We start from the raw sequence: 25,692 nt of genomic DNA, 5'->3' as shown, positions 1-25,692 counted from the left end.
TGGCCACGCCTTTGTAGGAGCTGCCGAAGGCTGCGATCTTTTGATTTTTCTTTTAAAGACAAGATCAAAAGATCGCAGCCTTCGGCAGCTCCTACAGGTGATCTCAGCGGATGTCGGGGGTCCAGGTCACGCCAAACATCCACGCCCGACCTTCCTCGCGATACCCGTACTGGCTGCCTTGGTAGCTGTACAACGCCCGGCTGTAACCCTTGTCCAGCAGGTTGTCGACCTTCAGCTCCAGCCTGACTTCACGATTGAGCGCCCAACTGCTGCGCAGCCCCAGCAAGGCATAGCCGCCGAGGGGCTGTTGATTGTTCAGGTCGTCATAGCTGCTGCTGACCGCTTGCCAACTGGCGCCGAGGCCCAGGCGGTCGAACTGTCGGTCCAGATCCCAGCTCAAAGTGCGGCGCGCGCGGCGGGCCAGGGTATGACCCGTGTCGCGGTCGCGCGGGTCGATGATCGCCACGCCGAGATTGCTTTGCCAGTCGAACAATTCCTGTTTCAGCGCTGCTTCGAAGCCGTTGATCCGCGCCGAGGCGACGTTCTCGGGGCGCGAGTTGCTGCCGAAGATGATCGCGTCTTCAAGGTCGGTGCGATACAGCGACGTTTCCAGACGACTGCTCTCGGTCAATTGGCTGCGCCATTGCAGCTCATAGCTTTTCGAAGTTTCAGGCTTGAGGTCCGGGTTGCTGAAGTCGGGGTAGTACAGGTCGTTGAACGTCGGTGCGCGGAAGCCTTCGCTGTAGGTGAACAGCACTTCGTTGTCCAGGTTCAGTGGCAGGGTGAAGGTCCCGCTCCAGGTGTTCTGGCTGCCAAATTGCTGGTTGTCGTCGTGACGCAGACCCAGCTCCGTGGAGAAACGGTCAGCCCGATAGCGGTGCTGGATGTACGCCGCACGGTTCCAGCGACTGTCTTCATCGAACGGGGTGCTGCTGTTGATCCGGTCTTCATACCAGTCACCTCCGAGCAGCAGACTGTTGCGCTCGTCAAGCGTCAGGTCGTTCTGCCAGTTCACCGAATCCCGGTAGGTATTGAACACGCTGCGTTCGTCACTGAGTTTGTCGAGGGTCTTCTCGCGGTTTTCGCTGTGGCCGAACTCGATGCGGGTTTTCCACAGGTCATTGAAGCGCGCGTCGATGTAGCTGCTGACACTGCTCACATCGAATTCGTTGTCGGGCTGCTGTTGGACCGACTCGAACGTATTCATGTCGAAGCGTCCGAACGGGTTGTCGAATTCGCTTTTGCCGCGATTATCGAGCGCGTTGGCGCCGATCTCGATGTCATCGCTGAGTGCGTGGCTAACGCTCAGGCTGAACGACTGGTTGCGGTACTCATCATGGTCGCCGTCGCTGGGGTAAGACTCGTGGGTGCGATTGATCCCTGCGCTTTCGTCGAGGCTGGCGCCGAGGTTGAAGCGGGTTCGCTCATCGCCGCCGGACAAGCCAAGGCTGCGCTCCCAGGTCTGGTTGCTGCCAAACGCTGTGTGCAGGCGCGGTTGCAGGCCCTGCTCGCCGCCCCGGCGGGTGAAGATCTGGACCACCCCGCCAATCGCATCGCTGCCATAAATCACCGAACGGGAGCCGCGCAGCACTTCCACGCGCTCGACCTGTTCGATGTTGAGGTGCTGCAGGTTGCTGTCGCCGGAGGTCGAACTGCCGATGCGCTGGCCGTCCACCAGCACCAGGCTCTGGGCTGACTGGGTGCCGCGGATGTACACCCCCGGCAGACTGCCGCGCCCGCCGGTCTGCACGATTTGCACGCCCGGTACACGGCGCAGCAGGTCGGTGACGCTATCGGGTTGCAGGCGATCGATGTCGTCGCGGGTGAACACGGTGTTGGCGGCGCTGCTGTCGTTGCGCGCTTCGACCTGGCGGTTGGCGCTGATCAGCACGTCGGGCAGCTTCAGCGCTTGATCGCGCTCGAAGGTGTCGGCCAGCAGTTGACCAGCCGGCAGCAGGGTCAGCGTCAGGGCGAGGGGAGAGAGTTTCATCGGAATCCGGGCTTTCACAATCAACGCAGGCTCCCTGTAGGAGCTGCCGAAGGCTGCGATCTTTTGATCTTGATTTTTCATGCCTGGAACCGCCGAAGGGCAAGATCAAAAGATCGCAGCCTTCGGCAGCTCCTACACAGAGGGATGTTTACAGGTCGAGCAGTTGCAGGCGCTCGCGGATCGAAGCCTCGATCCCGGCTTCATCCAGCCCGCACTCGGCCAGCATTTGCGCAGGCTTGGCGTGCTCGACGTAGATGTCCGGCAAGCCCAGGTGCAGCATCGACTTGAGGATGTTTTCCCGGGCGAGGAATTCGCTGACCGCGCCACCGGCGCCGCCCATGATCGCGTTTTCTTCGACAGTGACCAGCAGCTCGTGACTGCCGGCCATTTCGCGCACCAGCGCTTCATCCAGCGGCTTGACGAAACGCATGTCGACCACGGTCGCATCCAGCGTCTCGGCGACTTTCAGGGCTTCGGCCAGTTGCACGCCGAACACCAGCAGGGCGACTTTGCTGCCCTGGCGGCGGACGACGCCTTTGCCGATCTCGATCGGCTCGAGGTCTTTCTCGATGGTCGCGTTCGGGCCATTACCGCGTGGATAACGCACAGCCGCCGGGCCTTCGTACAGGTGACCGGTGGTGAGCATCTTGCGCAGCTCGTTTTCATCGCTCGGGGTCATTACCAGCATGCCGGGGATGCAGCGCAGGAACGACAAATCGAAGCTGCCGGCGTGGGTCGGACCGTCTTCGCCCACCAGACCTGCACGGTCGATGGCGAACAGTACGTCGAGATTCTGCACGGCGACGTCATGCACCAGCTGGTCGTAGCCGCGCTGCAGGAAGGTCGAATAGATGGCCACTACGGGTTTGGCGCCTTCGCAGGCCATGCCGGCCGCGAGGGTCACGGCGTGTTGCTCGGCAATGGCCACGTCGAAGTAGCGCAGCGGGAAACGTTCGCTGAACGCGACCAGGTCCGAGCCTTCCTTCATCGCCGGGGTAATCCCGACCAGGCGCGGATCGGCAGCCGCCATGTCGCACAGCCATTCACCAAACACACCGGAATATTTCGGCCCGCTGGCCTTTTTCGGCGCGGCGGCCGGGGCGTCCAGCGGTTCGAGTTTGGTGATGGCGTGGTAACCGATCGGGTCGACTTCCGCCGGGGCGAAACCTTTACCTTTCTTGGTGACGACGTGCAGGAACTGCGGACCTTTCAGGTCGCGCATGTTGCGCAGGGTGGCGATCAGGGTCGGCAGGTCGTGGCCATCGATCGGGCCGATGTAGTTCCAGCCCAGCTCTTCGAACAGCGTGCCGGGAACCAGCATGCCCTTGGCATATTCTTCGGTCCGGCGAGCGATTTCCCAGGCGCCGGGCAGGCGCGACAGCACTTTCTTGCTGCCTTCGCGCATGCTCGCGTAGGTGCGGCTGGAAAGGATCTTCGCCAGATAGTTCGACAAGCCACCGACGTTGCGCGAGATCGACATGTCGTTGTCGTTGAGGATCACCAGCATGTTGGCGTCCACTTCCGGCGCATGGTTCAGCGCCTCGAACGCCATGCCCGCGGTCAACGCGCCGTCGCCGATCACCGCGATGGCCTTGCGCTCGCTGTTCTGCAGGCGGGCGGCAATCGCCATGCCCAGCGCGGCACTGATCGAAGTGCTGGAGTGGCCGACACCAAAGGTGTCGTACTCGCTCTCGGAGCGACGCGGGAACGCAGCGACGCCGTCCTTCTGGCGCAGCGTGCCCATGCGCTCGCGACGACCGGTGAGGATCTTGTGCGGATAAGCCTGATGACCCACGTCCCACACCAGCCGGTCGTCCGGGGTGTCGAAGACGTAATGCAGCGCGATGGTCAGCTCGATCACGCCCAGGCCTGCACCGAAATGCCCACCGGTCTGGCCGACCGTGTAGAGCAATTCCAGGCGCAACTCATCGGCCAGGGTTTCCAGCTCGGCTTCGCCTAACCGGCGCAGGCCGTCCGGCGTGTTCGCGCGGTCGAGCAGGGGCGTGGTCGGGCGCTTGCGGGGAATCTCATGAAACGTCGTGGGCATCAGGCGAATCGTTATAGGTATAAAAGATGCGGCAGTTTACCTGATGCATCGTCCCCTGCCCACGCGTTGGTCTTTTTTGGCGGATTCGCCGTCAGTTGCGGCGATCGACGATATACCGGGCCAGATCACGCAATGGCTCGGCCGCCGCGTCAAACGGTCGCAGGGCGTGCAGGGCCTGGTCACGCAGCTCAAGGGCATAGGTCTTGGCGGCGTCGAGGCCGAGCAGGGCCGGATAGGTCGGCTTGTCCCGGGCAATGTCCGCGCCCTGGCGTTTGCCGAGGGTAGCGGTATCGCTTTCGACGTCGAGAATGTCGTCCTGGACCTGGAATGCCAGGCCGATGGCCTGTGCATAAGTCTGCAGGGACTTGAGTTCGTCTTTCTCGGCACGGCCGCTGGCCAGGGCGCCGAGTTTGACGCTGACTTCGATCAGCGCACCGGTCTTGTGCCGGTGCATGTACTCCAGGGCTTTCTGGTCGAGCTTCAGGCCGACCGAACCGAGGTCGATGGCCTGACCGCCGACCATGCCCGCCGGGCCTGCCGCCAGTGCCAGGGCGCTGACCATCTGCAGGCGGATTTCGGCCTCCGACGTGCTCAGGCGCGGGTCTAGCAGGGCGCTGAAGGCCAGGCTCTGCAAGCCGTCGCCGGCGAGGATCGCGCAGGCTTCATCGAATTTCTTGTGGGTGGTGGGCTGGCCGCGGCGCAGATCGTCATCGTCCATGGCCGGCAAATCGTCATGCACCAGTGAGTAGGCGTGGATCAGCTCCACCGCACAGGCGGCACCGTTGGCTTGCTCAGGCTTGCCGCCCAACGCTTCACAGGCGGCATAGGCCAGCAGTGGACGCACGCGTTTGCCGCCATTCATCACGCTGTAGCGCATGGCTTCGTACAGCCGTGCCAACTCGGGGCCTGGTGCCGTGAACAGGGTTTCCAGCGCTGCATTGACGCGGGCCTGGCTGGTGGCCGAGTACGCTGCAATCATTCTGGCTGATCCGCGTCGAAGGGTTCCTCGGCCAACTCGCCATCACGCTCGAGCAGTATCTGAACCTTTTGCTCGGCCTGGGCCAGCGCCGCCTGGCAATCGCGGGTCAGACCGATGCCTTGCTCGAAAGCGGCCAGCGAGTCCTCCAGCGACAATTCGCCATTCTCCAGACGCTCCACCAGCGTTTGCAGGTCGGCGAGGGACTGTTCGAAATCCAGTGCAGCTTTTTTGCGGGCCATGGCGGCGATTTCCGGTTGACGTTAAACCGGCGCGACACTAGCAGATAGGGGGTTTATGGGCAAACTCACAGACGACGCACGCCCTTGTAGGAGCTGCCGAAGGCTGCGATCTTTTGACTTTGTTTTTTGGAAGCAGGATCAAAAGATCGCAGCCTCCGGCAGCTCCTACAGTACCGGGTTATCAGGATAGTGGATTCGGTAGCGGGTGCTGCGCCCGCCACCGGGCAGGCGTTGCAGGCAGCCCTTATCCAGCAGTTCGGCCAGATGACGGGTTGCGGTCGCTTTGGATACTTTGGCGACGGCCTGGTATTGAGCCGCTCTAAGTGGGGTGAGTCGATTGGATCGGTTATTCGGCTCACATAATGAGCCGAATATGGCGCGTATTCGGCTCACCGTCCACCCGTTATCGTGATTCCCACCGCAATTTCGGGGCCATCCGATTGTTAAAAAACACCCGAATGGCTAACCTTCGAGCCGTATACGACCTGGCAGTCACGGGTCTTTCAGACGAAGCGCAGTATTCCCATCTGTAACGCGCCCAGGATCAGGCGCAAGGTTTCGTCATGCATGGCAGGAGGCGTCGCATGCGCTCATTTCTTTTGCAGATGATCGGGCTGGTTTTCGCGCCCGTGATTCTGGCCGCACCGAATGCCGAGTTGTCGGAACCGGTGGGCGGCTGGCGTTACAACGGTTTGCTGGATCGCACGGAAAACCCGCAAGTCGCTTATCCCACGCCGCCCATCGACCGGGGCGTGCAGCGCAATCGCACGATGATCGAAGGCCAACTCAAGGCCCTCGGCACTCAGCGTGGGCCGCACACGCTGGCGGTCAACGGCAATCCCCTGAATCTGTACACCGACGACCAGGGCCGTTTCGCACGGCCCTATGCGTTCGGCGCCGGTTCCAACAGCGTCGAAGTGCGTAGCGTTGAAGGCCAGTCGCTCAAGCGCGTTCAATTCTATGAAGCCAACAACCTGCGCACCCCGGCGCGGATTCGTGTGGTGCTGGGCTGGGACGACCCGAAGGCCGAACTCGATCTGCACATCATTACCCCCGACGGCCAGCACGCTTTCTGGGCGCACTCGGCGCTGGCCAATGGCGGCGGTCTCGACCCGGATGGCGTCGATGGGCCCGGCCCGGAGATGTTCACCATGACCGCACCGCTGCACGGCACCTATCTGGTTTACGTGAACTATTGGGGCAACTTCGGCAGCGAAGGCTATAACTTCGATGAGGCCGGCAACCAGAACGAGGTGATCACCTCGCAGATCAACCTGGTACTTAACGAAAACACCGTCGATGAAAAACGCGAGACCTTTATCGTGCCCCTGCGCGCAATCGGCGACCTGCTGCTGGTCAAGACTTTCAACTATTAAGCATCCCGTTCCACGGATGAACATCGGGTTTTGTGAACATGAGTGATAGCACTGTTACTCCGGCCGCTGGCGCACCCGCGGCCAAACCTTCCCTGCATTGGCCGACGCTGCTGATCGGCATATGCCTGGTCGCTGGCGTGGCCGGTGGGTTGGGGTGGCTCATGCACAAACCCAAGGCGCCGGCGCCTGCGTTGGCCAGTGACAAACTGGGTATGGGCCGGCCGGATGGTTTGCTGGAAACCTACTCCTTGAGCCAATTGCCCAAGGACCTGCTCGCGGTGCCCTTCCTCAAGGAAACCCTGACCGAAGATTTCGTCTTCTACTACGAAACCCACGCTGATCGTCTCGGCTTGATCGGCAGTTTGCGGCGGATCATCTACGAACATGACCTGAAGTTGCAGGACACCCTGATCGAGCAACTGTTCGATCAGCCTGCCGATGTAGCGTTGTGGCGCGGGGCGGACGGGCGGCTCAAGGATTTCCTGCTGGTGATGGATCGCGGCGGCCTGGCCAAGGTGCTGGAACCGCTGGCCAAAGTCGCGCTGGACGACTCGCAGCTGAGCAAGGTCGCTGACGTGAAGGTCGGCAGCGAAGACGTGCCGCTCTATCAACTCAATTACAACGCCAGCAAAGCGCTGCTGTTCGCGTCCCATGGCGACAAACTGGTGGTGCTGTCCAATCCGGCGAAGCTCTACGATCCGCAAAACGGTGCAACGGAGGAGCCGGGCAGCGTATCGACCACGGCCGTTGCCGCGCTGCTCAGTGGCGAAAAACTGTTTCCCGAAGCCTTCGGTCTGCCGCCTCGTGCGCCGCAGGTGAAACAACGCCTGTCGGTGAATGCCAGTGTGCTGGCCATGGGTTACCAGCGTTTCATTCCGAACTTCGCCGGCCTGCGTTTCGACATGGACGACAAGGGCTGGCACAGCTTCCTGGCCATGGATGAACTGGAGAATCAGCCGGACTTCGATTTCAAACCGATCTGGCAAGCCATGCCCATGGGCGCAAGCGCTTGCGTGGCGTTGCCGCTGGCTGCCGAACAACAGAAACCGCTGCTGGTGAAGCTCGGTGCCGAGGAAAGGGTGGCCCAGGCACTGACCGAACACATGGCTGGCGCGGCGGGGCTGTGCTGGTATGCCGATTCGCGGTTGTACACGCCCTTGCTGGTGGCCAGCCTCAACGATGACGAGAGCGGCAAACTCGATGGGGATCTGGGCAAACTGTTCGGCTCGATGGTCGGTGCGCACGAGAGCAATGTCGAGGACGGTGCCTTCCCAGTGGTGGAAAAACAGGAAGGCCAGAGCCATCAGTGGCAACGTCAGGTCAGCTCCAGTTTCGGGCCTTATGCGGCCAAGGAAGCTCAAGATCCCGATGCCATCACCGGCAAGGCGTTCATGAAAGTCAGCCTGGCGCGCCATGGTTCGACGCTGCTGTTTTCCCTCGACGACAAACTGGTGGACAAGGCCCTCGGCACCCTCGACAAACGCTTCCCGCCGATGGCCGACGTGGTGCCCAAGGACTTGCTGATGCCCGTCTATTTCGGCCCTGATTCGATGGCGCAACTGATGCAGCAGGAAACCCTCGACAGCCTGCCCCAGGACATGGAACCGGTGTTCTACAACGCCGCGCAAACCTTCCTGATGCCGAAGCTGCGTACGCTCGGTGGCTACGGCAAATACGCCCTGACCTTGCCCGAAGGCAGCGAGCCAGACGGCCATTGGCAGTGGCTGCCGCTGGAGTGGAAAGCGCTGTGACGGCATTGATTCGCAGTCTCGGCCTGCTGGCGTTGTTGCTGAGCGCAGCTACCCACGCCGTCGAGACGCCGTCGCTCGACCCGCAGCAATCCCAGGTTTTTCGCGCCTGGTTCGTGCGCATCGCCCAGGAGCAACTGAGCCAGGGTCCGAGCCCGCGCTGGTACCAGCAGGATTGCGCCGGGCTGGTGCGCTTTGCCGCCAATGAAGCGCTGAAAGTCCATGACGACAAATGGCTGCGCAGCAATGGCCTGTCCAATCGTTACCTGCCGCCGGAGCTGCCATTGAGCGATGCCCAGCGCGGTCTCGCCCAACAGTGGCAGCAGGGCGGCGGTAAGGTCGGGCCGTACGTCAACGCGATCAAATTGATCCAGTTCAACAGCCATCTGGTCAGCCGCGATGTGTCACAGGCACGCCCTGGCGACCTGATGTTTTTCGATCAGGGCGACGACCAGCACCTGATGATCTGGATGGGCCGCTACATCGCCTATCACACCGGCACCACCACACCCACTGACAACGGCATGCGTTCGGCAAGCCTGCAGCAACTCATGACATGGAAGGACACCCGATGGATACCCGATGCAGCCAACCCCAACTTCATCGGCGTCTATCGACTGAATTTTCTCTCCCAATGACCGGTGCCCGCATGCTGCGTTTTCTGTCTCTGATGTTGGTGTGGATGCTGCCACTCTCGGTGGTTAACGCCGATGACTCGGTCCCGGCCAGCGGCTATGCGCCAGTGGCCGGCGAGAGCTTCTTCCTGCTGGCCGACAGCAGTTTCGCCAGCGATGAACCAGCGATGGTGCGCCTCGAAGCGCCGGGCCGCGACTATCGGCGGTTTCGCATGGAACCTTATGGCGGCGCGGACATTCGGGTGTATCGCATCGACAAGCCGCTGGACTTCCTCAAGCGCCAGAAGAATCTGCATCGGGTGGTCAGCGACGGCCAGTTCAAGGGTGAAGGCCTGTCCAACACCCTCGCGTACCTGTGGGACAACTGGTATCGCAAATCCCGCCGGGTGATGCAGCGGGCGTTTTCCTACGAGTCGCGTAAACAAGTCACCGAGGAAGTGCCGGAACTGAAGATGGGCAATGCGATGGCCGCGCCGACGCCCTACGATGCGCAGCCGCAATTCGCGTTGATACCGGGTTTGCCGGTGGTCAGCCAGTTCCGTTACCCGTTGTGGCAGGCCAAGCCGATTCAGCCACCAGCGGGGGTGAACCTGGCCGGGTCTTCCAGCGAGTTTGTCAGTGTTGCGCCGGGCAACGTGTACATCCCGTTGGGCAATCTCAAACCGGGTCTTTATCTGGTGGAAGCGCTGATCGGCAAGTACCGCGCGACCACCATGGTGTTCGTCTCCAATACCGTGGCGGTGAGCAAGATTGCCGGTGACGAATTGCTGGTGTGGGCCGCGCGCAAACACGAAGGCAGCTCGGTGCCGAAGGTCAATGTGCTGTGGACCGACGGCCTGGGTGTGATGAGCAGCGGCGCCACCGATAGCGACGGCTTGCTGCGCCTGAAGCACGTCAGCCCCGAGCGTTCCTTCGTGATCGGTGAAGACGAAGAGGGCGGGGTGTTCGTCTCCGAGAATTTCTACTACGACAGCGAAATCTACGACACCAAACTCTATGCCTTCACCGACCGGCCGCTGTATCGACCGGGGGATTGGGTGTCGCTGAAAATCGTAGGACGTGAATTCAAGAACGCGCGGGACTCGGTGCAGCCAAGCGCTGCCGACGTCAATGTGAGCGTGCTCGATGCCACCGGCACGGCGCTGCAATCCCTCGATCTGAAGCTCGATTCCAGGGCCGGCACCCAGGGCCGCTTCCAGTTGCCGGACAATGCCGTGGCCGGTGGTTATGAACTGCGTTTCACCTACAAGGACCAGACCTACAGCAGCGCCTTCCGCGTCGCTGAATACATCAAGCCGCACTTCGAGATTTCGCTCAATCTGGCCAAGCAGGATTACCGCACAGGCGAGCCGGTCAAGGGTAACCTGGTGCTGCTGTATCCGGACGGCAAACCGGTGGCCAATGCGAAATTGAGCCTGAGCCTGCGCGCCCAACAACTGTCGATGGTCGACAACGAGCTGCAGTACCTCGGGCAATTTCCGGTGGAGCTGACCAGTACCGAACTGACCACCGACGCCAAGGGCAACGCAACGCTCGACCTGCCCGCCGCCGACAAGCCGAGTCGCTACATGCTCACCGTGTTCGCCAGCGACGGCGCGGCGTATCGGGTCAAGACCACCAAGGAAATCCTCATCGACCGTGGCGCGGCGAACTTCCGCTTGAGCGCGCCCCGACGCTTCAGCGCGGTGGGCGACAAGGTTGCGTTCAGCTACGCCCGCGAAGGCGAGCAGGCGCAGGCCGTTACGCCGGGCAGCTACGGCTGGGTACGTCTGGAAGACCAGAGCACCGGCGAAGGTAAACTCGCGGCAACCGACAAAGGTTTCACCCTGGCCTTTGACCGCCCGGGCACCTACAACCTGACGCTCAAGGATGACCACGGTCGCGTGGTCGGCGCCACCGGGCATTCGGTAACCGGTGAAGGTGTCAAAGCCGTGCCCGGCACCGTGGAAATCGTCCTCGACAAGCCCGAGTACATCACGGGCGATGAAGCGCTGGCGCTGATCACTTTCCCGGAACCGGTCAACGATGCCTTGCTGTCGCTGGAGCGGGACAAGGTCGAGGCGACCGCGCTGCTGTCCAGAGGCGGTGACTGGCTGAAGACGGAAAAGCTCAGCGATACCCAATACCGCGCGCGCATCCCGGTGAAGGACGGCTTCGCGCCGAACCTGACCTTCTCGGTGCTGTACACCAAGGGCGGCCAGTACAGTTTCCAGAACGCCGGCATCAAGGTGGTAACGCCACAAATCGAGGTGGCCATCGCCACCGATAAAGACACCTACCAGCCGGGCGAAACCGTCTCGGTGGACCTGACGACTCAATTTGCCGGTAAGCCGATCCCGGCGCACCTGACGGTCAGCGTGGTCGATGAAATGGTCTACGCGCTGCAACCGGAAGTGGCGCCGAGCATCGACCAGTTCTTCTATCACCCGCGACGCAACAACGTGCGCACCAGCGCCAGTTTGTCGTTCATCAGTTATGACGTCGCCTTGCCGGGCAGCCCCGGTGCACCAGGCAAAGCCAATCGCAGTGAGCGCGGCGTGAAGGTGCTGGAACGGCCGCGTCGCGAGGACGTCGACACGGCAGCGTGGCAGCCAGAATTGCTGACCGATGCCAACGGCAAAACCCGCTTCACCTTCAAGATGCCCGACTCCCTGACCCGCTGGCGTATTACCGCCAGGGCCATCGCCGATGACGGTCAGGTCGGGCAGAAGAAGCAATTCGTACGCTCGGAAAAACCGCTGTACCTGAAGTGGAGCGGGCCGATTCGATTCCGTACCGGCGACAAACCGGACCTCGGTGTGTTCGCCTTCAGTCAAGCCGAGAAACCGGTCAAGGCCGAACTGGTGACCCGTTACGCCAGCAACGAACAGCGCGTGCCTGTGACCCTGAACAGTGGCATCAACTACGTCCCGTTGCCGGCGTTTGAACTGGCCAATGGCGAGTGGAGCGCCGAGCTGGTGCAGGACGGCAAAACCGCTGACGCGTTGACGGTGAACCTGAGCGCGACCGGTGAAGGCTGGCGGGTGACGCAATCGCAGAGTCTCGATGTGAGCAGCGGCGATACACCGCTGACTCTGCCGGCAGACGCAACCGATATTCGCCTGCGCCTGGATGACAGTCCGCAAGCGTTGTTCCGTTCGGCCCTCGACGACCTGTTGAGCTACCCCTACGGTGGCGTCGAGCAGACCGCCAGTCGTCTGTTGCCATTGAGCATCGCCTACCCGACGCTGGCGGCGAATCCGCAGATCCGCGATCGCTTGCGCCTGATCATGCAAAACAGCCGCCTGCGCCTGGTACAAATGGCCGGCCCTTCGGCGAGCTTCACCTGGTGGGGCATGGACGGCGAGCCGGACGCGTTCCTCACCGCCTACGCCTATTACGCTGACTGGTACGCCAGCCGGGTGCTGGACCTGAGCCTGCCGCCGGAGCATTGGCAGCGGGTGCTGGAGGTCTACGCCAAACAGGCGAACAACACTCCGCTGCTGCAGCGGGCGCTGATCCTGTCGTTCGCCAAACAGATGCAGTTGCCGGTCAACACCTTGCTCAGTGGCCTGATGGAAGACCTGGCGAAAGCGGGCGAGGGCAGTGCCGCGAATCTGATGGAAGACGGCGAAGACAGCCTCGTCATGAGCGACCCGGATTCAGCCTTGGGACTGGCTGCCGCGCGAGTGCTGACGGCCTCGCTGGCCAGGCAGGCGAAGGTCGCCTTGCCGGATGCGTTCAACCGGCAACTGGCCGACGCGCAGCAACGTCTGGCGGTCAGTTCCCAGCCGTTTGCCGAAGCGCTGAACCTGTCGCTGCAACCCTTCGATCAGGCTCACGCCCAGGCGTTGTTGCAACGCCTGTTGCCGCAACAATCGACCCTGGAACGGGCATTGGCGCTCACCTGGCTGCAACGCAGCATCGAGCAGGCATCGCCCACCATTGCATTGGCCCCGGGTGAAGGCTGGAAGAAACAGCACGGGGTTTCTGGTGAAATGTATTGGACGTGGCAGGGGCCTGCGCCAGTACCAGCGGTATTGACGTTGACCGGGGTGCAGGAGCGTCCGCTGCGCGCTGCATTGAGCTATCGCAGCCAGCAGCCAGCGGTCGATCCGATGGCCGTGACCATCACCCGTCGCCTGTCGCGGCTGGTGCCGGGGGATGAGGCTTTCACTTTCAAACTCGAGGCAGTCGGCAACGCGCCGCTGTCCAGCGACAACCTCTATCTCGATGAAGTGATCATCACCAGCAAAGCTGCCAAACCGCTGCGCTATGGCCTGCTGGAAGTGCCGCTGCCACCGGGCGCCGATGTCGAGCGCACGACCTGGGGCATCAAGCTCATGGGCAAGGCTGGCACTGAACCGACATCGCTGGAGAAGGCGCGTTTCGAACCGGGGCAAATGGCTTATGCCGTTCCGGTCGATGCCTTGAGTGGCGAATTGCGCCTGCGGCATCTGGTGCGTTTCTCGCAGAAGGGGCAGTTCAACTTGCCGGCGGTGCGGTTCACTCAGGTGTATGCGCCGCAGCATCAGGCGATGGAACAAAAGGCAGCCCTTGGCCAGGTCACGGTTCACTGACGTGCACAGGTTGCTGCTGGGGTGGCTGCTGTGTTTGATTCCTGTGCTGGCGACGGCGCAGGACGAACCGCTGCGCCTGGCCTTCAAGGGCGATTTATTGTCGTTGAGCCGAACTCAGGTGATCGCCCGCGAGCCACTGCCGCAGACCTTGCAGACACCCTTGGGCAGTCTGTGGAAGTTGTTCGTCTACGCCTGGCTGGTGGACACCGGTGCGCGTGAGCCCGCTTATGAATGTCGCGGCCAGTCGAAGGAAGAAGTCTATTGCTGCACGGCGGGCGGCAGGATCGAGCGCGATCAGGCGTTGGTGAAGTCATGCGGTCTGTACTTCGAACCCGCGCGACTGGGCATCCGCGAGGCCGACTGGCGAACCTATTGGCAGGCACGGCAGGCGCCGCCATGGTTACTGGATTTGCCTTCGTTGCAACCGGCTACCCGGGTTTCGGTGGCGCAGCTGTTGAAGGTGTTGGCCGTGCTGCCGGCACAGGATCAAGCCCGACGTGTGTTGCTCGATGTGGTGCTCAATGCCGCCGATGGCCATGTCGTCGGCGAACTCGGAAGCCGCCTGCGGGTGAAGACCTGGAGCTGGTTGGCGGATCAGGATGCCACGTCACGCCAGGGCGGATTTGCCGGTTGGACGGCGGATGGTGCACCGGTCTGGGCCGGGGGGCGGGGCACCAGTCAGCGGGTACTGCGTGATTACGCGCAGGCATTGTCCGCGGTGATTCCTGTTGCCTGGCCTGCGGATGCAGGGAAGTGTGTAGAGGTCGACCTGTTCTCCCGCTATCCACTTCGACGTGTCTTGGCAGGAGGCTCTGCGGTGTCTTCCGGAGCGTTGCAGGGTGACTACCGCGTCGAATTCGCCAACGGCAATGCGCTGGATATCCACGGTGACGGTGAACTCTTTCTGCTGAACGACAAGCTCGTCGCCCGGCTGGATCGCGAAGAGTACGTCGCCCGTGTGCTCCAGCGCGAAGCCACTGCCGAGCCGGTCGAGGCCGCCAAAGCCCTCGCGGTGGCCATCCGCACGTACCTGCTGCAAAACGCCACGCGCAGCGGCGATTGCCTGAGCATCGACGACAGCAGTAGCCGTCAGCGGGTCGCGCCACGTCCGGCATCCTCCGAATCCCGCGATATCGCTGCGTGGACCAGCGACCTGGTCCTGGCCGGCAGCACCGTCACCTATCATTCCGATCAACCCGGCCCGGACAAGCTGTCCTGGCAGCAAGCCGTCGAACAGGCCGGTGCCGGCCAGCGCTACGACGCCATCCTGCTGCACGCCTACCCACGCGCCAGTCTCAGTCGCTGGGACAACCCGGTCGCGTCCTGCGAAGCGTTGCCCGCCGCACAAGACTGGCTGCAGAAACAACGGCGCGGCTGGCGTGTGCGGTTGGACGGCGAGGTCGGCTACAACGAAGTCAGCACCTTCGCCGTATGCCGCCTGGCCTTCGGACGCCCTTATGTCGACCGCGAACGCCAGCGAATCTACGTGCGTGGCGTGCTGACGCTGCAAGACCGCCTCGACCTGACCCACGAATACCTGCACCTGGCCTTTGAGGCACACCCCAACGGCCAGGATGAAACCTACATCGAAGGGCTCGCCCGCCACCTCTTGCTGGAATAGACCATGAAACTCCGTTATCCACAGGTCTTGCTGTGTCTCTGCTCGCTGCTGGCGTTGCCATCAGTGATGGCGGCGGACAGCGTCAAACTCGACACCCCCGCAGGCGGCTGGCGCACCGGCGCGCCCGAGGGCGAGGGGGAAAGCTTCCGGCAGGTCGTCAACTACCCGGCCTCATCGGTCAACACACCGGCAGGGCAGGCCAACACCGCACGCATCAGCGGCCAGATCAAAGCCACAGCGAAATCCACAGAGCCCGGCCGGCTGATCGTCAACGGGGTGAGCATGCCGCTGAAAATTGACCCGGCCGGCCGCTTCGATCGCCCGTTCTCATTCCCCAACGGCAGCAACAGCGTCGAAGTTCGCAACCCCGATGGCCAGCAACGCCACCGCACGCAATTCCTCAACAGCAGCGGCGGTGCGACCCCGGCCAAGTTACGTGTATTGCTGGCATGGGACAGCGACAACACCGACCTCGACCTGCACCTCATCACCCCCGACGGCGCGCACATCTGGTACGGCGACCGCATCGCCCCCAACGGCGCAGCACTCGACGTCGACGTCACGACCGGCTACGGCCCGGAAATCTTCGCCATGCCTGCACCGATCAAGGGCCAGTACCTGGTGTATGTGAACTACTTCGGTGGCGGCTACAGCAGTGATGAGGAGGGGCAGGAAGACGCGGTACAAGCGCTGACCACCGCGCAGGTGACGGTGATTACCGAGGAAGGGACACCGAGCGAGAAGATGGAGACCTTCCTGGTGCCGATGCGGGCGGTCGGGGAATTGACGTTGGTGAAATCGTTCAGCTATCCGTGAGGTTGAGGTACAACTTGCGCAGGGTTTGCACACGATTGCGCCCGTGATCCTTGGCGCCATACAGGGCTTCATCGTTGAGCTTGAAAGCGAAGTCCGACCGGCTGAGCCTCTTCCGGGCTAAGGGTAGCGGTCTATGGACTGGGTGGATTTAGCATCGGCCATTTTGGCTTGGCAAGTGTTCTCTGGGCGGGATGAATGCTTGTTAGCGTTGTTTCATGCAGAAATACATTGTGAATGTTCCTGCGTCGGTTTCAGGAGTAATTGAGAAAGCCCTCCAGCTGACATGGAAATGCCCTGACGTGAATGATCTTCCTGGCAATACCCCTCTCGATTCTGCTTTCAGTGAAATTACCCAACTGATTGTGACTGCTCGACAACGCGCAATGCAGGCTGTCAACACCGAGCTGATAGAGCTGCACTGGCAGGTTGGGGCCTACATCAGCCGCAAGATTGAAGCGGCGGAGTGGGGTGATGGGGTGGTGGCTCAACTGGCTCAGCACCTGGCCTATACGCAGCCTGGATTGCGGGGGTTCACCCGTACGAATCTTTTTCGCATGCGCAAGTTTTACGAGGCTTATAGGCATGACGCAAAAGTCGCAGCACTGCTGCGACAATTACCCTGGACCCAGAACTTGGTCATCCTCAACCAGAGCAAACACCCGGAGGAGCGCGAGTTTTACCTGCGCATGGCAATCCAGGAAAAGTGGTCGAGCCGCGAACTGGAGCGGCAGTTCAAGGCAGCTTTGTTTGAACGTTCAGTGGTCAGCCCGGCAAAAGTCTCAGCACCGCTGCGACAAATTCATCCCCAGGCCCTGAACGTGTTCAAGGACGCCTACGTGGTCGAGTTTCTGGCTCTGGAGCGTGGTCATGCAGAGACGGACTTGCATGGAGGCCTGCTGCACAAGCTCAGGGACTTTCTGATCGAACTGGGCAGGGACTTCTGCTTTGTGGGTTCGCAATATCCGTTGCAGGTAGGTGGGCGGGACTTTGCGCTGGATCTATTGTTTTTCCACCGCGGGCTGAACTGCCTGGTGGCGATCGAACTCAAGGTCGGGCGCTTTGAGCCGGAATACTTGGGGAAAATGGATTTTTATCTTGAAGCGTTGGACCGCAATGTCCGCAAACCACACGAAAACCCGGCGCTCGGCGTATTGCTGTGCGCGAGCAAAGAGGACGAAATCGTCGAGTACGCCTTGAACCGCTCACTGTCGCCAGCCTTGATTGCGGAGTACCGCACTCAATTGCCAGACAAGAAACTGTTGCAAGCCAAGCTGCAGGAGTTTTATGCGCAGAATACTGAAGGGGCTGAGTGATTTTTTTGTGAATCACTTTCTTTCAGACATTAAAAAGCCGGCTTGTGGCCGGCTTCTCGGGGACTGGCTTGGATCATTTTTGGTAAACCGCGCCAGCCTTCAAAACGTACACCCGGATCTTGCGTCCGGCTGTGGGACCTGGTGAGAAAATCATCTGTCAGGTCAGCGCATCTGAGCCGCAGGGCGGGTCGATGCGTAAATGTGGGGCGCAGCATACGCAGGTTTGACGGAAATTCCCAGCGGGAAGTGCCGTGCAGAGCCGTTCGGCCACCCGGGGGGGTGGCCGATGGGCGTTGTGGAGCGTTTAAAGAAACGGCACCGCAGGCCGCCGTTTGTTCAGGGTCGACCACCAGAACACCCAGCCCAGTACCCTGATGTTCTGTTCCTCGATTTGTGCCGCCCGGAAGATTTCATCCGGGTATTCGGCGCGGTTGTGGCTGCGCAATCGAAGGGAGTTGCCCGGTAGTCGGTGCAGGTACTTGATGCGCAGCATGCCGTCATGTTCGATGGCGTAGATCTCGCCATCGATAATCTGGGTCAGGCCACGATCAATCGCCAGGGTCGAACCGTCTTCAATTTTCTCTCCCATGCTGTTACCGCTCATGAAGGCGCAGATGGCGTCGCCGTGGTTGATTTCCAGTGAGTCGAGATGGCTGCGGGGCAGGCGGATGGATGTCTCGGGATCTTCTATGACGTGGGTTTTGTTGGAACCCGGGGCGATGACAGCTTCTTTGTAGAAAGGCAGTTCGACGTCGACTGGCTCGATGACCGTGTAGACGCCGCGGATGGTCTGGGCGTCGAAGATGTTGCCGGACTCCTCGAGCAGGCGCAGGTGCTGGGCGTCTTTCGAGCCTTCGCCGGTTTTCAGCCAGTCGCTGCTGACGGAGAGTTTTCTGGCGACTTCTTCCATGCAATGGGCAGGCACGCCGCGGGTGTACCAGTTATGTACATTTTGCGGAGCCGTACCCAGAAAGTCGGCAAATCCGGTGGTCGTGATGTTCGCTGCTTCGAGGAGCGCTTTAAAGCGTGGGCCGCTAGTGTTCTTTTTCATGAACGCGAGTCTACTGGCGGCTGGTAGGGGTTTGAATAAACGCCTCGTTCAAATTTCGCGGGAAATTTACGACCGGATGTAAGACGTTCTTGATGAATTTTAAACAGACAAAAACCAAAGCCGAGCATGGTTAAACGTCATGTTTAACGCGCTTATCAAGCGCCCACAAAAAACCCCGGATCACCCGGGGTTTTTCTTGAAGCCTGTCGCTGGAAGCTCGCGGCTTAACCTTTATAGGCTGCAACCGACTTGGTGATTGCGTCGCGGGCGGCGTCTGCACCGGCCCAGCCTTCGATCTTCACCCATTTGCCTTTTTCGAGATCTTTGTAGTTCGCGAAGAAGTGCTCGATCTGCTGGATCAGCAGTGCTGGCAGGTCGGTGTATTCCTTGACGTCGACGTACAGCTGGGACAGCTTGTCGTGCGGAACTGCGATGACTTTGGCATCGCCGCCGCCGTCGTCGGTCATGTTCAGGATGCCGACCGGGCGAGCGCGGATCACCGAACCAGGAGCAACCGGGTAAGGGGTCACGACCAGCACGTCGAGGGGATCACCGTCGTCAGCCAGGGTGTTCGGGATGTAACCGTAGTTGGCCGGGTAGAACATTGGGGTGGCCATGAAACGGTCAACGAACAGGCAATCGCTGTCTTTGTCGATTTCGTATTTGATCGGCGCGTGGTTGGCCGGAATCTCGATCGCGACGTAGATGTCGTTCGGCAGGTCTTTGCCAGCCGGAATCTTGCTGTAGCTCATTGGGCGTTGCCCCCGTTAGTTGACCAGAAACACTTGGCCGGATTGACCAAAAAGTGGCGGCGATTATAGGCATATTCCTGTGTCGACGCCATGTACCAGAAGTCGTATGGCGCTCACTGGTGTGCCTGATAGACAGGGTCATGCGCCTGAAGTTGCTTCAACCTTGCCAGCGGGTCCTGGCGATAGAACAGCTTCAGTTGCTGGTACACCTGTGGATAAGCCTCGTGCAGCAAATCCGGGGCGCTGAAGAAGTATTCGCTGGTGACGGCGAAGAACTCGGCAGGGTTTTCGGCGGCGTACGGGTCGATGGCGGTTTCAGCGTCGGGATTGCGCTCCAGTTGCCGGTCGAGGTCGTCGTAGGCCTCTTGCATGACCTTGGCCCAGTCGCTGACCCGCATGTCGGGATGCAGTGGCGGCAGGCCGTTGGCGTCACCGTTGAGCATGTCGAGTTTGTGCGCCAGTTCGTGGATCACCAGGTTGTAGCCTTCCCAGCCTCCGCTGGCCAAAACGCCGGGCCAGGCGAGGATGATCGGGCCTTGCTGCCAGGCTTCACCGCTGTGCTCACCGTCCCATTCATGCTCGACACCGCTGGCGTCGCGATGGCGCTGGGGGCTCAGGAAGTCGTCGGGATAGAGAATGATTTCGTGGAAGCCCTGATACCAGTTCAGGTCGCCGAGGTGAAGCAGCGGCAGTTGCGCCTGGGCGGCGAGCAGCAGGCGTTGCTCCTGGTGCAGTTCGACGCCGGGCAGGGCGCTCAGGTGCTTGTCTTCGAGGAACAGCACGCAGGCTTCGCGCAGCCATTGGTCTTCGGCGGCACTGATGCCATCAAGAAAGCTCAGGTGATGGCGCACCCGTTGCCACATGTCATCGGCAATCGGGTGCCTGGCCAGAGTGCGTCGGCGACGCCAGGCGCTCAGGGACCACATCGTGTCAGCGCGATTCGGCTTTGGAGCTCGAACCGGCAAGGCGGCTACGCACCATGCCGATGATCATCGGCACCAGCGACAGCAGGATGATGCCCACAATCAGCAGCGACAGGTTTTTCTTGATGAACGGTACGTTGCCGAAGAAATAACCGAGCGTCACCAGGCCACCGACCCACAGGATGGTGCCCAGCACACTGAAGGCGAAGAAGCGCGGATAGGGCATTTTCCCCACGCCGGCGACGAAGGGTGCAAAGGTCCGGATGATGGGCAGGAAACGCGCCAGAGTCACGGTTTTCCCGCCATGCTTGTCGTAGAAGTCGTGAGTTTGTTGCAGATAGTCGCGGCGGAAGATCTTCGAGTTCGGATTGCTGAACAGTTTTTCACCTGCCGTTCGTCCGATGATGTAGTTGGTGCTGTCGCCCAGGATCGCTGCCAGCATCAGCAGGCCGCCGAGCAGTACCGGGTCCATGCCGCCACCGGCCGCCACGGCGCCGGCGATGAACAGCAGGGAGTCGCCCGGCAGGAAGGGCATGACCACCAGGCCGGTTTCACAAAAGATAACCATGAACAGAATGGCGTAGATCCATGCCCCGTAGTTGGCTACAAGCATGTCGAGGTAGACGTCGAGATGCAGGACAATGTCGATCGGGTTGAAATCCATGGATAGCACCTGTGGTATTGGCCCGACTCTGCAGGCCTGTGCGGATGACTTCGCGTAAGACTACGGATAGGGGTAGTTTTTCTTACAAGCCGGGAATATCGGGATTATACGAGGCGACTGGTGAAAATCGCGTCGAGATTGTAGCGGGGAATGTCATGACAGGGCTGATGTTTGATAACGAACAGGTGGGAGCGAACCTGCTCGCGATGCCAACGCGAGCAGGGCGCAGGTGATTCAGAGTTCGTCGCTGATCGGCAGCACATAGTTCTTGAATTCGGTGTCTACCTTGAATCCGATGGATTCGTAGGTTTTCTGCGCGATTTCGTTGTTGCTGCTGGTGGAAACGCGCATGCGTACGGCATTGGTTTCCTTGGCCATTTTTTTCGCGGTACGGATCAGGTTGTCGGCCACCAGCTGGCGGCGGGCGTCCTCGGCGACATAGATGTCGTTGAGGATCCACACACGTTTGAGTGACAGCGAGGAGAAGCTCGGGTACAGCTGACAGAAGCCCATCAGCTTGTGGCTGTCGTCATCGGACAGCGCCAGGTAGATCACCGATTCCTTGCGACGCAGGCGTTTTTCGAGGAACGCCCGGGACGAGTCCGGATACGGCAGGGAGCCATAAAACTCGCGATATTTGACGAACAACGGGGTCAGCAGGTCCAGGTGTTCGAGGGTCGCTTGAATAATCCGCATGGTAGGTCTCGTCTTCAAGTGGCTGTCTTACGTCTCTGACGGCGATGGGAAACCCTTGGCGGCCGTGTAACGATCCTGCCTTAAACTGGTACGAATGTGCAATGCGGAAGCGGTTCAGGCATTCGGTGGCCCAAGCAGGAAATTATCTTTCATGTCGGCTCCCGCGTCCGATTCCAGTGTCTGAACCTGTGCTTCATCCTTCAGATTGACCCCTGACAACTGCCGTCGGCAGGCTTCGCGCATCAAATACAGCAAACGGTGTGCCGCCATGCCGTAACTCAGGCCTTCGAGCCGCACGTTGGAGATGCAATTGCGGTAGGCATCGGTAAGGCCGACCTTGGGATTGTAGGTGAAATATAAACCCAGGCTGTCCGGGGAGCTGAGGCCAGGGCGTTCGCCGATGAGGATGACGGTCATTTTCGCACCCAGCAGTTCACCGATTTCGTCAGCGACCGCCACGCGCCCCTGCTCCACCAATATTATCGGCGCAACAGTCCAGCCTTCGGCTGCAATCTGTTCTTCGAGACGTGCCAGAAAGGGCAGGGTATGGCGATGAACGGCCAGTGCCGACAGGCCGTCAGCAATCACAATCACCAGATCGACTCCGCCAGGATGCGCTGCAGCGTAGTCACGCAGGGTCTTTGCCGACGCGTCACTCAGCTTTCGTCCCAGGTCCGGGCGTTGCAGGTAACTGTTGCGGTCGATTGCGGCGCTGTGCAGTAAAAGGCTTTGGTGTCCGCGTTCGGCCAGTTGTGAGTTGAGTGCCGCGTGATCGAACGGCAAGTGCACCGCATCCCGTGCCTGGGCGTGGGCGTACTGGAAGTCCAGTTGCGCGCGGGTGGGAATACTGGTGCCGGTTCGGCCCAGGGCAATTCGCGCCGGTGTCAGGCGCCGCAGTTCCAGCCAAGGGTTGTGGGGGTCGAAGGGTAGTTTATCCATATCATTGATCATCCCAATTGCGCCAAGGCCTGCCGAAAGGCCGGCGGCAGGCTGTCACCGAAGAGAATCCTGCCGTCCGATTGAGTGAAGATGCCCATTTTCGCCAGCCATTGCTCGAACTCCGGCGCGGGCTTCAACCCCAGGGTCTGCCTGGCGTAGAGCGCATCGTGGAACGAGGTGGTCTGGTAGTTGAGCATGATGTCGTCGGAACCTGGGATACCCATGATGAAGTTGATCCCGGCGACCCCCAGCAGGGTCAGCAGGGTGTCCATATCGTCCTGGTCGGCTTCGGCGTGGTTGGTGTAGCAGATGTCGCAACCCATGGGCACACCGAGCAATTTGCCGCAGAAGTGGTCCTCCAGGCCGGCGCGGATGATCTGTTTGCCGTTGTACAGGTATTCCGGGCCGATAAAGCCGACAACGGTGTTGACCAGAAACGGGTTGAAGTGACGCGCGACGGCATAGGCGCGGGTTTCGCAGGTTTGTTGATCGACGCCATGGTGAGCGTTGGCCGACAGAGCGCTGCCCTGGCCGGTTTCGAAGTACATCAGGTTCTGGCCCAGGGTGCCGCGATTCAGGCTCAATCCGGCGTCATAGCCTTCCTTCAACACGTTCAGGTTGATGCCGAAACTGGCATTGGCCGCCTCGGTGCCGGCGATCGACTGGAATACCAGATCCAAAGGGACGCCGCGATTGACCGCTTCGATCGAGGTGGTGACATGGGTCAGCACACACGCCTGGGTCGGGATTTCGTAGCGCTGGATGATTGCGTCGAGCATCTCCAGCATCGCGCAAATCGAGGCAATGCTGTCGGTGGCCGGGTTGATGCCGATCATCGCGTCGCCATTGCCGTGCAGCAGGCCGTCGAGAATGCTCGCGGCGATGCCGGCCGGTTCGTCGGTGGGGTGGTTGGGTTGCAGTCGCGTGGACAGGCGCCCGCGCAGACCCAGGGTGCCGCGAAACTGCGTGACCACGCGGATTTTTTGCGCCACCAGCACCAGATCCTGCACACGCATGATCTTTGATACGGCGGCGGCCATTTCCGGCGTCAGACCGGGTGCCAGAGCGCGCAGGACCTGTTCATCGGCGGCATCACTGAGCAGCCAGTCGCGAAAACCGCCGACGGTGAGGTGGCTGACGACCGCGAAGGCATTTTTGTCGTGGGTGTCGATGATCAGGCGCGTCACTTCATCGGATTCGTAGGGGATCAGTGCTTCCTGCAGAAAGTGACTTAGCGGCGTGTCGGCCAAAGCCATCTGTGCGGCCACTCGCTCGCCATCGTTGAGCGCGGCGACGCCGGCCAGAAAATCTCCGGAGCGGGCCGGGCTGGCCTTGGCCATCACTTCCTTGAGGCTGTCGAAGCGGTAAGTCTGGGCGCCGACGGTATGGGCGAATGTGGCCATGGGGCGGTGTCCTCCAATAATTACTGCAATCTGCTCTTCCTGTGGGAGCGGGCTTGCTCGCGAATGCGGTGTGTCATTCAAAATGGATGCCGACTGACACGACGCCTTCGCGAGCAAGCCCGCTCCCACAGGGGAACTGCGTGCACTTCAATCATGCAGGCGCCGGGCAGCGGGCCCGGCACCGGTGCATTTAGATACCTTCGAGCATAGCGTCCGCCGGTGCTTCGGAGCGCTGCCGGGCGGTCAACTGGAAGTACAGGTAACCGGCGATCATGAACCCGAGGAAGATCAGGCCGATCAAGGTGTTGAACCACGCCATCGCCACCAGGCACACCACCGCCAGGAACAGCGCGATCCCCGGTACGATCGGATAGCCCGGTGCGCGGAAGGTGCGTTCCAGGTTCGGTTCGGTTTTACGCAGTTTGAACAGGCTCAGCATACTGATGATGTACATCACGATGGCGCCGAATACCGACATGGTGATCATCGCCGCCGTCAGCGTCATGCCTTGCAGGTTCACCAGGCCATCGCTGTAGATGGCCGCAATGCCGATCACGCCACCGGCCAGAATAGCCCGGTGCGGCGTCTGGAAGCGCGAGAGTTTGGCCAGGCCTTTGGGCAGGTAGCCAGCGCGAGCCAGGGCGAAGAACTGGCGTGAATAGCCAAGAATGATCCCGTGGAAACTCGCCACCAGGCCGAACAGACCGATCCACACCAGCATGTGCATCCAGGTCGAATTATTGCCGACCACGGCTTTCATCGCCTGGGGCAGCGGATCATTGATGTTCGACAGTTGGCGCCAGTCGCCGACGCCGCCGGCCATCACCATCACGCCGATGGCCAGGAACACCAGGGTCAGAATGCCGCTGACGTAGGCCTTGGGGATGGTGCGTTTCGGGTCCTTGGCTTCCTCGGCGGCCATGGCTGCACCTTCGATAGCGAGAAAGAACCAGATCGCGAAGGGAATGGCGGCGAAAATGCCAGGAATCGAGCCCATCGTGAACTCATTGGCACCCGACCAGCCGTTCAGTACGAAGTTGCTGAAACTGAAGCCCGGGGCGACCACGCCCATGAACACCAGCAGTTCTGCGACGGCCAGTACGGTGACCACCAGTTCGAAGGTGGCCGCGATGCTGACGCCGAGGATATTCAGGCCCATGAACACGAAATAGGCGCCAACGGCGGCGATCTTCGGGTCCAGTTCCGGGTATTGCACGTTGAGGTAGGCACCGATGGCCATGGCGATGGCCGGTGGGGCAAAGACGAATTCGATCAGGGTGGCGATGCCGGCGATCAACCCGCCTTTCTCACCAAAGGCCCGACGACTATAGGCAAATGGCCCGCCGGCGTGGGGAATCGCCGTCGTCAGTTCGGTGAAGCTGAAAATGAAGCAGGTGTACATCGTCGCCACCATCAACGCGGTGACGAGAAAACCCAGGGTGCCTGCGGTGCCCCAGCCGTAACTCCAGCCGAAGTACTCGCCGGAGATCACCAGGCCGACGGCAATGCCCCATAGATGCAGGGTGCCGAGTGTGGGTTTGAGCTGTGTGGAAGAAGTAGTCATAAGTCCTCTCTATTTTTTATTGTTCGATCTTTTGGACTTTCGGGTGTGACGGGTTGGGTGAAACGCTGAATGACGGGTACGCAAGGCCCGTGCCAGAGCGGCCAGACCTTGGGTGTTGTGTCATTTAGGGCGCCTTCGCGAGCAAGCCCGCTCCCACATTGGACTTGTGTTCACACTCCCCCCTGTGGGAGCGGGCTTGCTCGCGAAGGCGGTAGAAAGGGCGACACGGAGATCAGTGTCGCCCTCGGTTTTAGAAGAAGCCCAACGGATTGATGTCGTAGCTCACCAGCAGGTTTTTGGTCTGCTGATAGTGGTCGAGCATCATCTTGTGGGTTTCACGGCCGACGCCGGACTTCTTGTAGCCGCCGAACGCGGCG

At 60.9% G+C, this 25,692-nt stretch carries 20 protein-coding genes and 1 pseudogene; 7 read left to right on the top strand and 14 right to left on the bottom strand.

Features of this window, described 5'->3' with window-relative positions:
- Window positions 1-103: 103 nt before the first annotated feature.
- The 5 genes and pseudogenes from C9422_RS27865 to C9422_RS27840 all read right to left on the bottom strand — a co-directional run.
- Complete coding sequence (locus C9422_RS27865) at window positions 104-1,990, bottom strand: TonB-dependent receptor domain-containing protein (RefSeq protein ID WP_116582927.1); 1,887 nt, start codon at window positions 1,988-1,990, stop codon at window positions 104-106.
- 148 nt (window positions 1,991-2,138) lie between these two features.
- A complete protein-coding gene (dxs, locus tag C9422_RS27860) occupies window positions 2,139-4,037 on the bottom strand; it encodes a 1-deoxy-D-xylulose-5-phosphate synthase (protein ID WP_116582898.1) in 1,899 nt (632 codons plus the stop codon).
- 91 nt (window positions 4,038-4,128) lie between these two features.
- Window positions 4,129-5,016, bottom strand: a complete 888-nt coding sequence (gene ispA / locus C9422_RS27855; RefSeq protein WP_116582897.1) for a (2E,6E)-farnesyl diphosphate synthase — start codon at window positions 5,014-5,016, stop codon at window positions 4,129-4,131.
- On the bottom strand, window positions 5,013-5,255 hold the full coding sequence (locus tag C9422_RS27850) for an exodeoxyribonuclease VII small subunit (protein WP_116582896.1): 243 nt from the start codon (window positions 5,253-5,255) through the stop codon (window positions 5,013-5,015). Before C9422_RS27850 ends, ispA begins: the two co-directional genes overlap by 4 nt.
- A 165-nt stretch (window positions 5,256-5,420) precedes the next feature.
- Window positions 5,421-5,579: pseudogene (locus tag C9422_RS27840) on the bottom strand (DUF4172 domain-containing protein); the annotation flags it as partial.
- Window positions 5,580-5,839: 260 nt separating this feature from the next.
- Between C9422_RS27840 and C9422_RS27835 the strand changes: the two are divergent.
- The 7 genes from C9422_RS27835 to C9422_RS27805 all read left to right on the top strand — a co-directional run bounded on the left by C9422_RS27835 (window position 5,840) and on the right by C9422_RS27805 (window position 17,323).
- Window positions 5,840-6,631: a YfaP family protein gene (locus tag C9422_RS27835; protein ID WP_116582895.1), complete on the top strand. Its 792-nt coding sequence runs from the start codon at window positions 5,840-5,842 to the stop codon at window positions 6,629-6,631.
- Window positions 6,632-6,669: 38 nt separating this feature from the next.
- Complete coding sequence (locus tag C9422_RS27830) at window positions 6,670-8,382, top strand: DUF2138 domain-containing protein (RefSeq protein WP_116582894.1); 1,713 nt, start codon at window positions 6,670-6,672, stop codon at window positions 8,380-8,382.
- Window positions 8,379-9,017, top strand: a complete 639-nt coding sequence (locus tag C9422_RS27825) for a DUF1175 domain-containing protein (RefSeq protein ID WP_116582893.1) — start codon at window positions 8,379-8,381, stop codon at window positions 9,015-9,017. The genes C9422_RS27830 and C9422_RS27825 overlap by 4 nt, the downstream gene beginning before the upstream one ends.
- Window positions 9,014-13,573: an alpha-2-macroglobulin gene (locus tag C9422_RS27820; RefSeq protein WP_116582892.1), complete on the top strand. Its 4,560-nt coding sequence runs from the start codon at window positions 9,014-9,016 to the stop codon at window positions 13,571-13,573. The genes C9422_RS27825 and C9422_RS27820 overlap by 4 nt, the downstream gene beginning before the upstream one ends.
- Window position 13,574: 1 nt before the next feature.
- The gene (locus C9422_RS27815) at window positions 13,575-15,194 is read left to right on the top strand and encodes a DUF2300 domain-containing protein (RefSeq protein ID WP_116582891.1); all 1,620 of its coding nucleotides are present in this window, start codon (window positions 13,575-13,577) and stop codon (window positions 15,192-15,194) included.
- A 3-nt stretch (window positions 15,195-15,197) separates the two neighbouring features.
- The gene (locus C9422_RS27810; RefSeq protein ID WP_007970187.1) at window positions 15,198-16,010 is read left to right on the top strand and encodes a YfaP family protein; all 813 of its coding nucleotides are present in this window, start codon (window positions 15,198-15,200) and stop codon (window positions 16,008-16,010) included.
- 299 nt (window positions 16,011-16,309) lie between these two features.
- Window positions 16,310-17,323, top strand: a complete 1,014-nt coding sequence (locus tag C9422_RS27805; protein ID WP_116582890.1) for a YhcG family protein — start codon at window positions 16,310-16,312, stop codon at window positions 17,321-17,323.
- Between the two features lie 304 nt (window positions 17,324-17,627).
- On the opposite strand, the gene C9422_RS27795 is transcribed toward C9422_RS27805, so the two are convergent.
- The 9 genes from C9422_RS27795 to C9422_RS27750 form a co-directional block, all read right to left on the bottom strand.
- Window positions 17,628-18,374: a S24 family peptidase gene (locus tag C9422_RS27795; RefSeq protein ID WP_116582888.1), complete on the bottom strand. Its 747-nt coding sequence runs from the start codon at window positions 18,372-18,374 to the stop codon at window positions 17,628-17,630.
- Between the two features lie 224 nt (window positions 18,375-18,598).
- A complete protein-coding gene (ppa, locus tag C9422_RS27790) occupies window positions 18,599-19,126 on the bottom strand; it encodes an inorganic diphosphatase (protein WP_007894323.1) in 528 nt (175 codons plus the stop codon).
- A gap of 113 nt (window positions 19,127-19,239) precedes the next feature.
- On the bottom strand, window positions 19,240-20,052 hold the full coding sequence (locus C9422_RS27785; protein WP_116582887.1) for a zinc-dependent peptidase: 813 nt from the start codon (window positions 20,050-20,052) through the stop codon (window positions 19,240-19,242).
- Between the two features lie 4 nt (window positions 20,053-20,056).
- A complete protein-coding gene (locus C9422_RS27780) occupies window positions 20,057-20,713 on the bottom strand; it encodes a DedA family protein (protein WP_095965734.1) in 657 nt (218 codons plus the stop codon).
- A gap of 234 nt (window positions 20,714-20,947) precedes the next feature.
- Window positions 20,948-21,409, bottom strand: coding sequence for an N-acetyltransferase (locus C9422_RS27775; RefSeq protein ID WP_007970197.1), 462 nt, complete (start codon window positions 21,407-21,409; stop codon window positions 20,948-20,950).
- Between the two features lie 114 nt (window positions 21,410-21,523).
- Window positions 21,524-22,357 (bottom strand): ethanolamine ammonia-lyase subunit EutC, encoded by an 834-nt coding sequence (gene eutC, locus C9422_RS27770; protein ID WP_371924906.1) that lies wholly within the window; start codon window positions 22,355-22,357, stop codon window positions 21,524-21,526.
- Window positions 22,357-23,751, bottom strand: a complete 1,395-nt coding sequence (locus C9422_RS27765) for an ethanolamine ammonia-lyase subunit EutB (RefSeq protein ID WP_116582886.1) — start codon at window positions 23,749-23,751, stop codon at window positions 22,357-22,359. Before C9422_RS27765 ends, eutC begins: the two co-directional genes overlap by 1 nt.
- 190 nt (window positions 23,752-23,941) lie before the next feature.
- Window positions 23,942-25,315, bottom strand: coding sequence for an ethanolamine permease (gene eat / locus C9422_RS27755; protein ID WP_104451318.1), 1,374 nt, complete (start codon window positions 25,313-25,315; stop codon window positions 23,942-23,944).
- 250 nt (window positions 25,316-25,565) lie between these two features.
- Window positions 25,566-25,692, bottom strand: a 127-nt coding sequence (locus C9422_RS27750; RefSeq protein WP_003137649.1) for an aldehyde dehydrogenase family protein, incomplete at its 5' end; no start/stop codon positions are given.

The sequence above is a fragment of the Pseudomonas sp. B1(2018) genome (genome assembly GCF_003097365.1).
Classification (GTDB): domain Bacteria; phylum Pseudomonadota; class Gammaproteobacteria; order Pseudomonadales; family Pseudomonadaceae; genus Aquipseudomonas; species Aquipseudomonas laurylsulfatiphila.
Note: the sequence above shows the minus strand (reverse complement) of the source record. Positions and strands in the feature narration are given on the sequence as shown.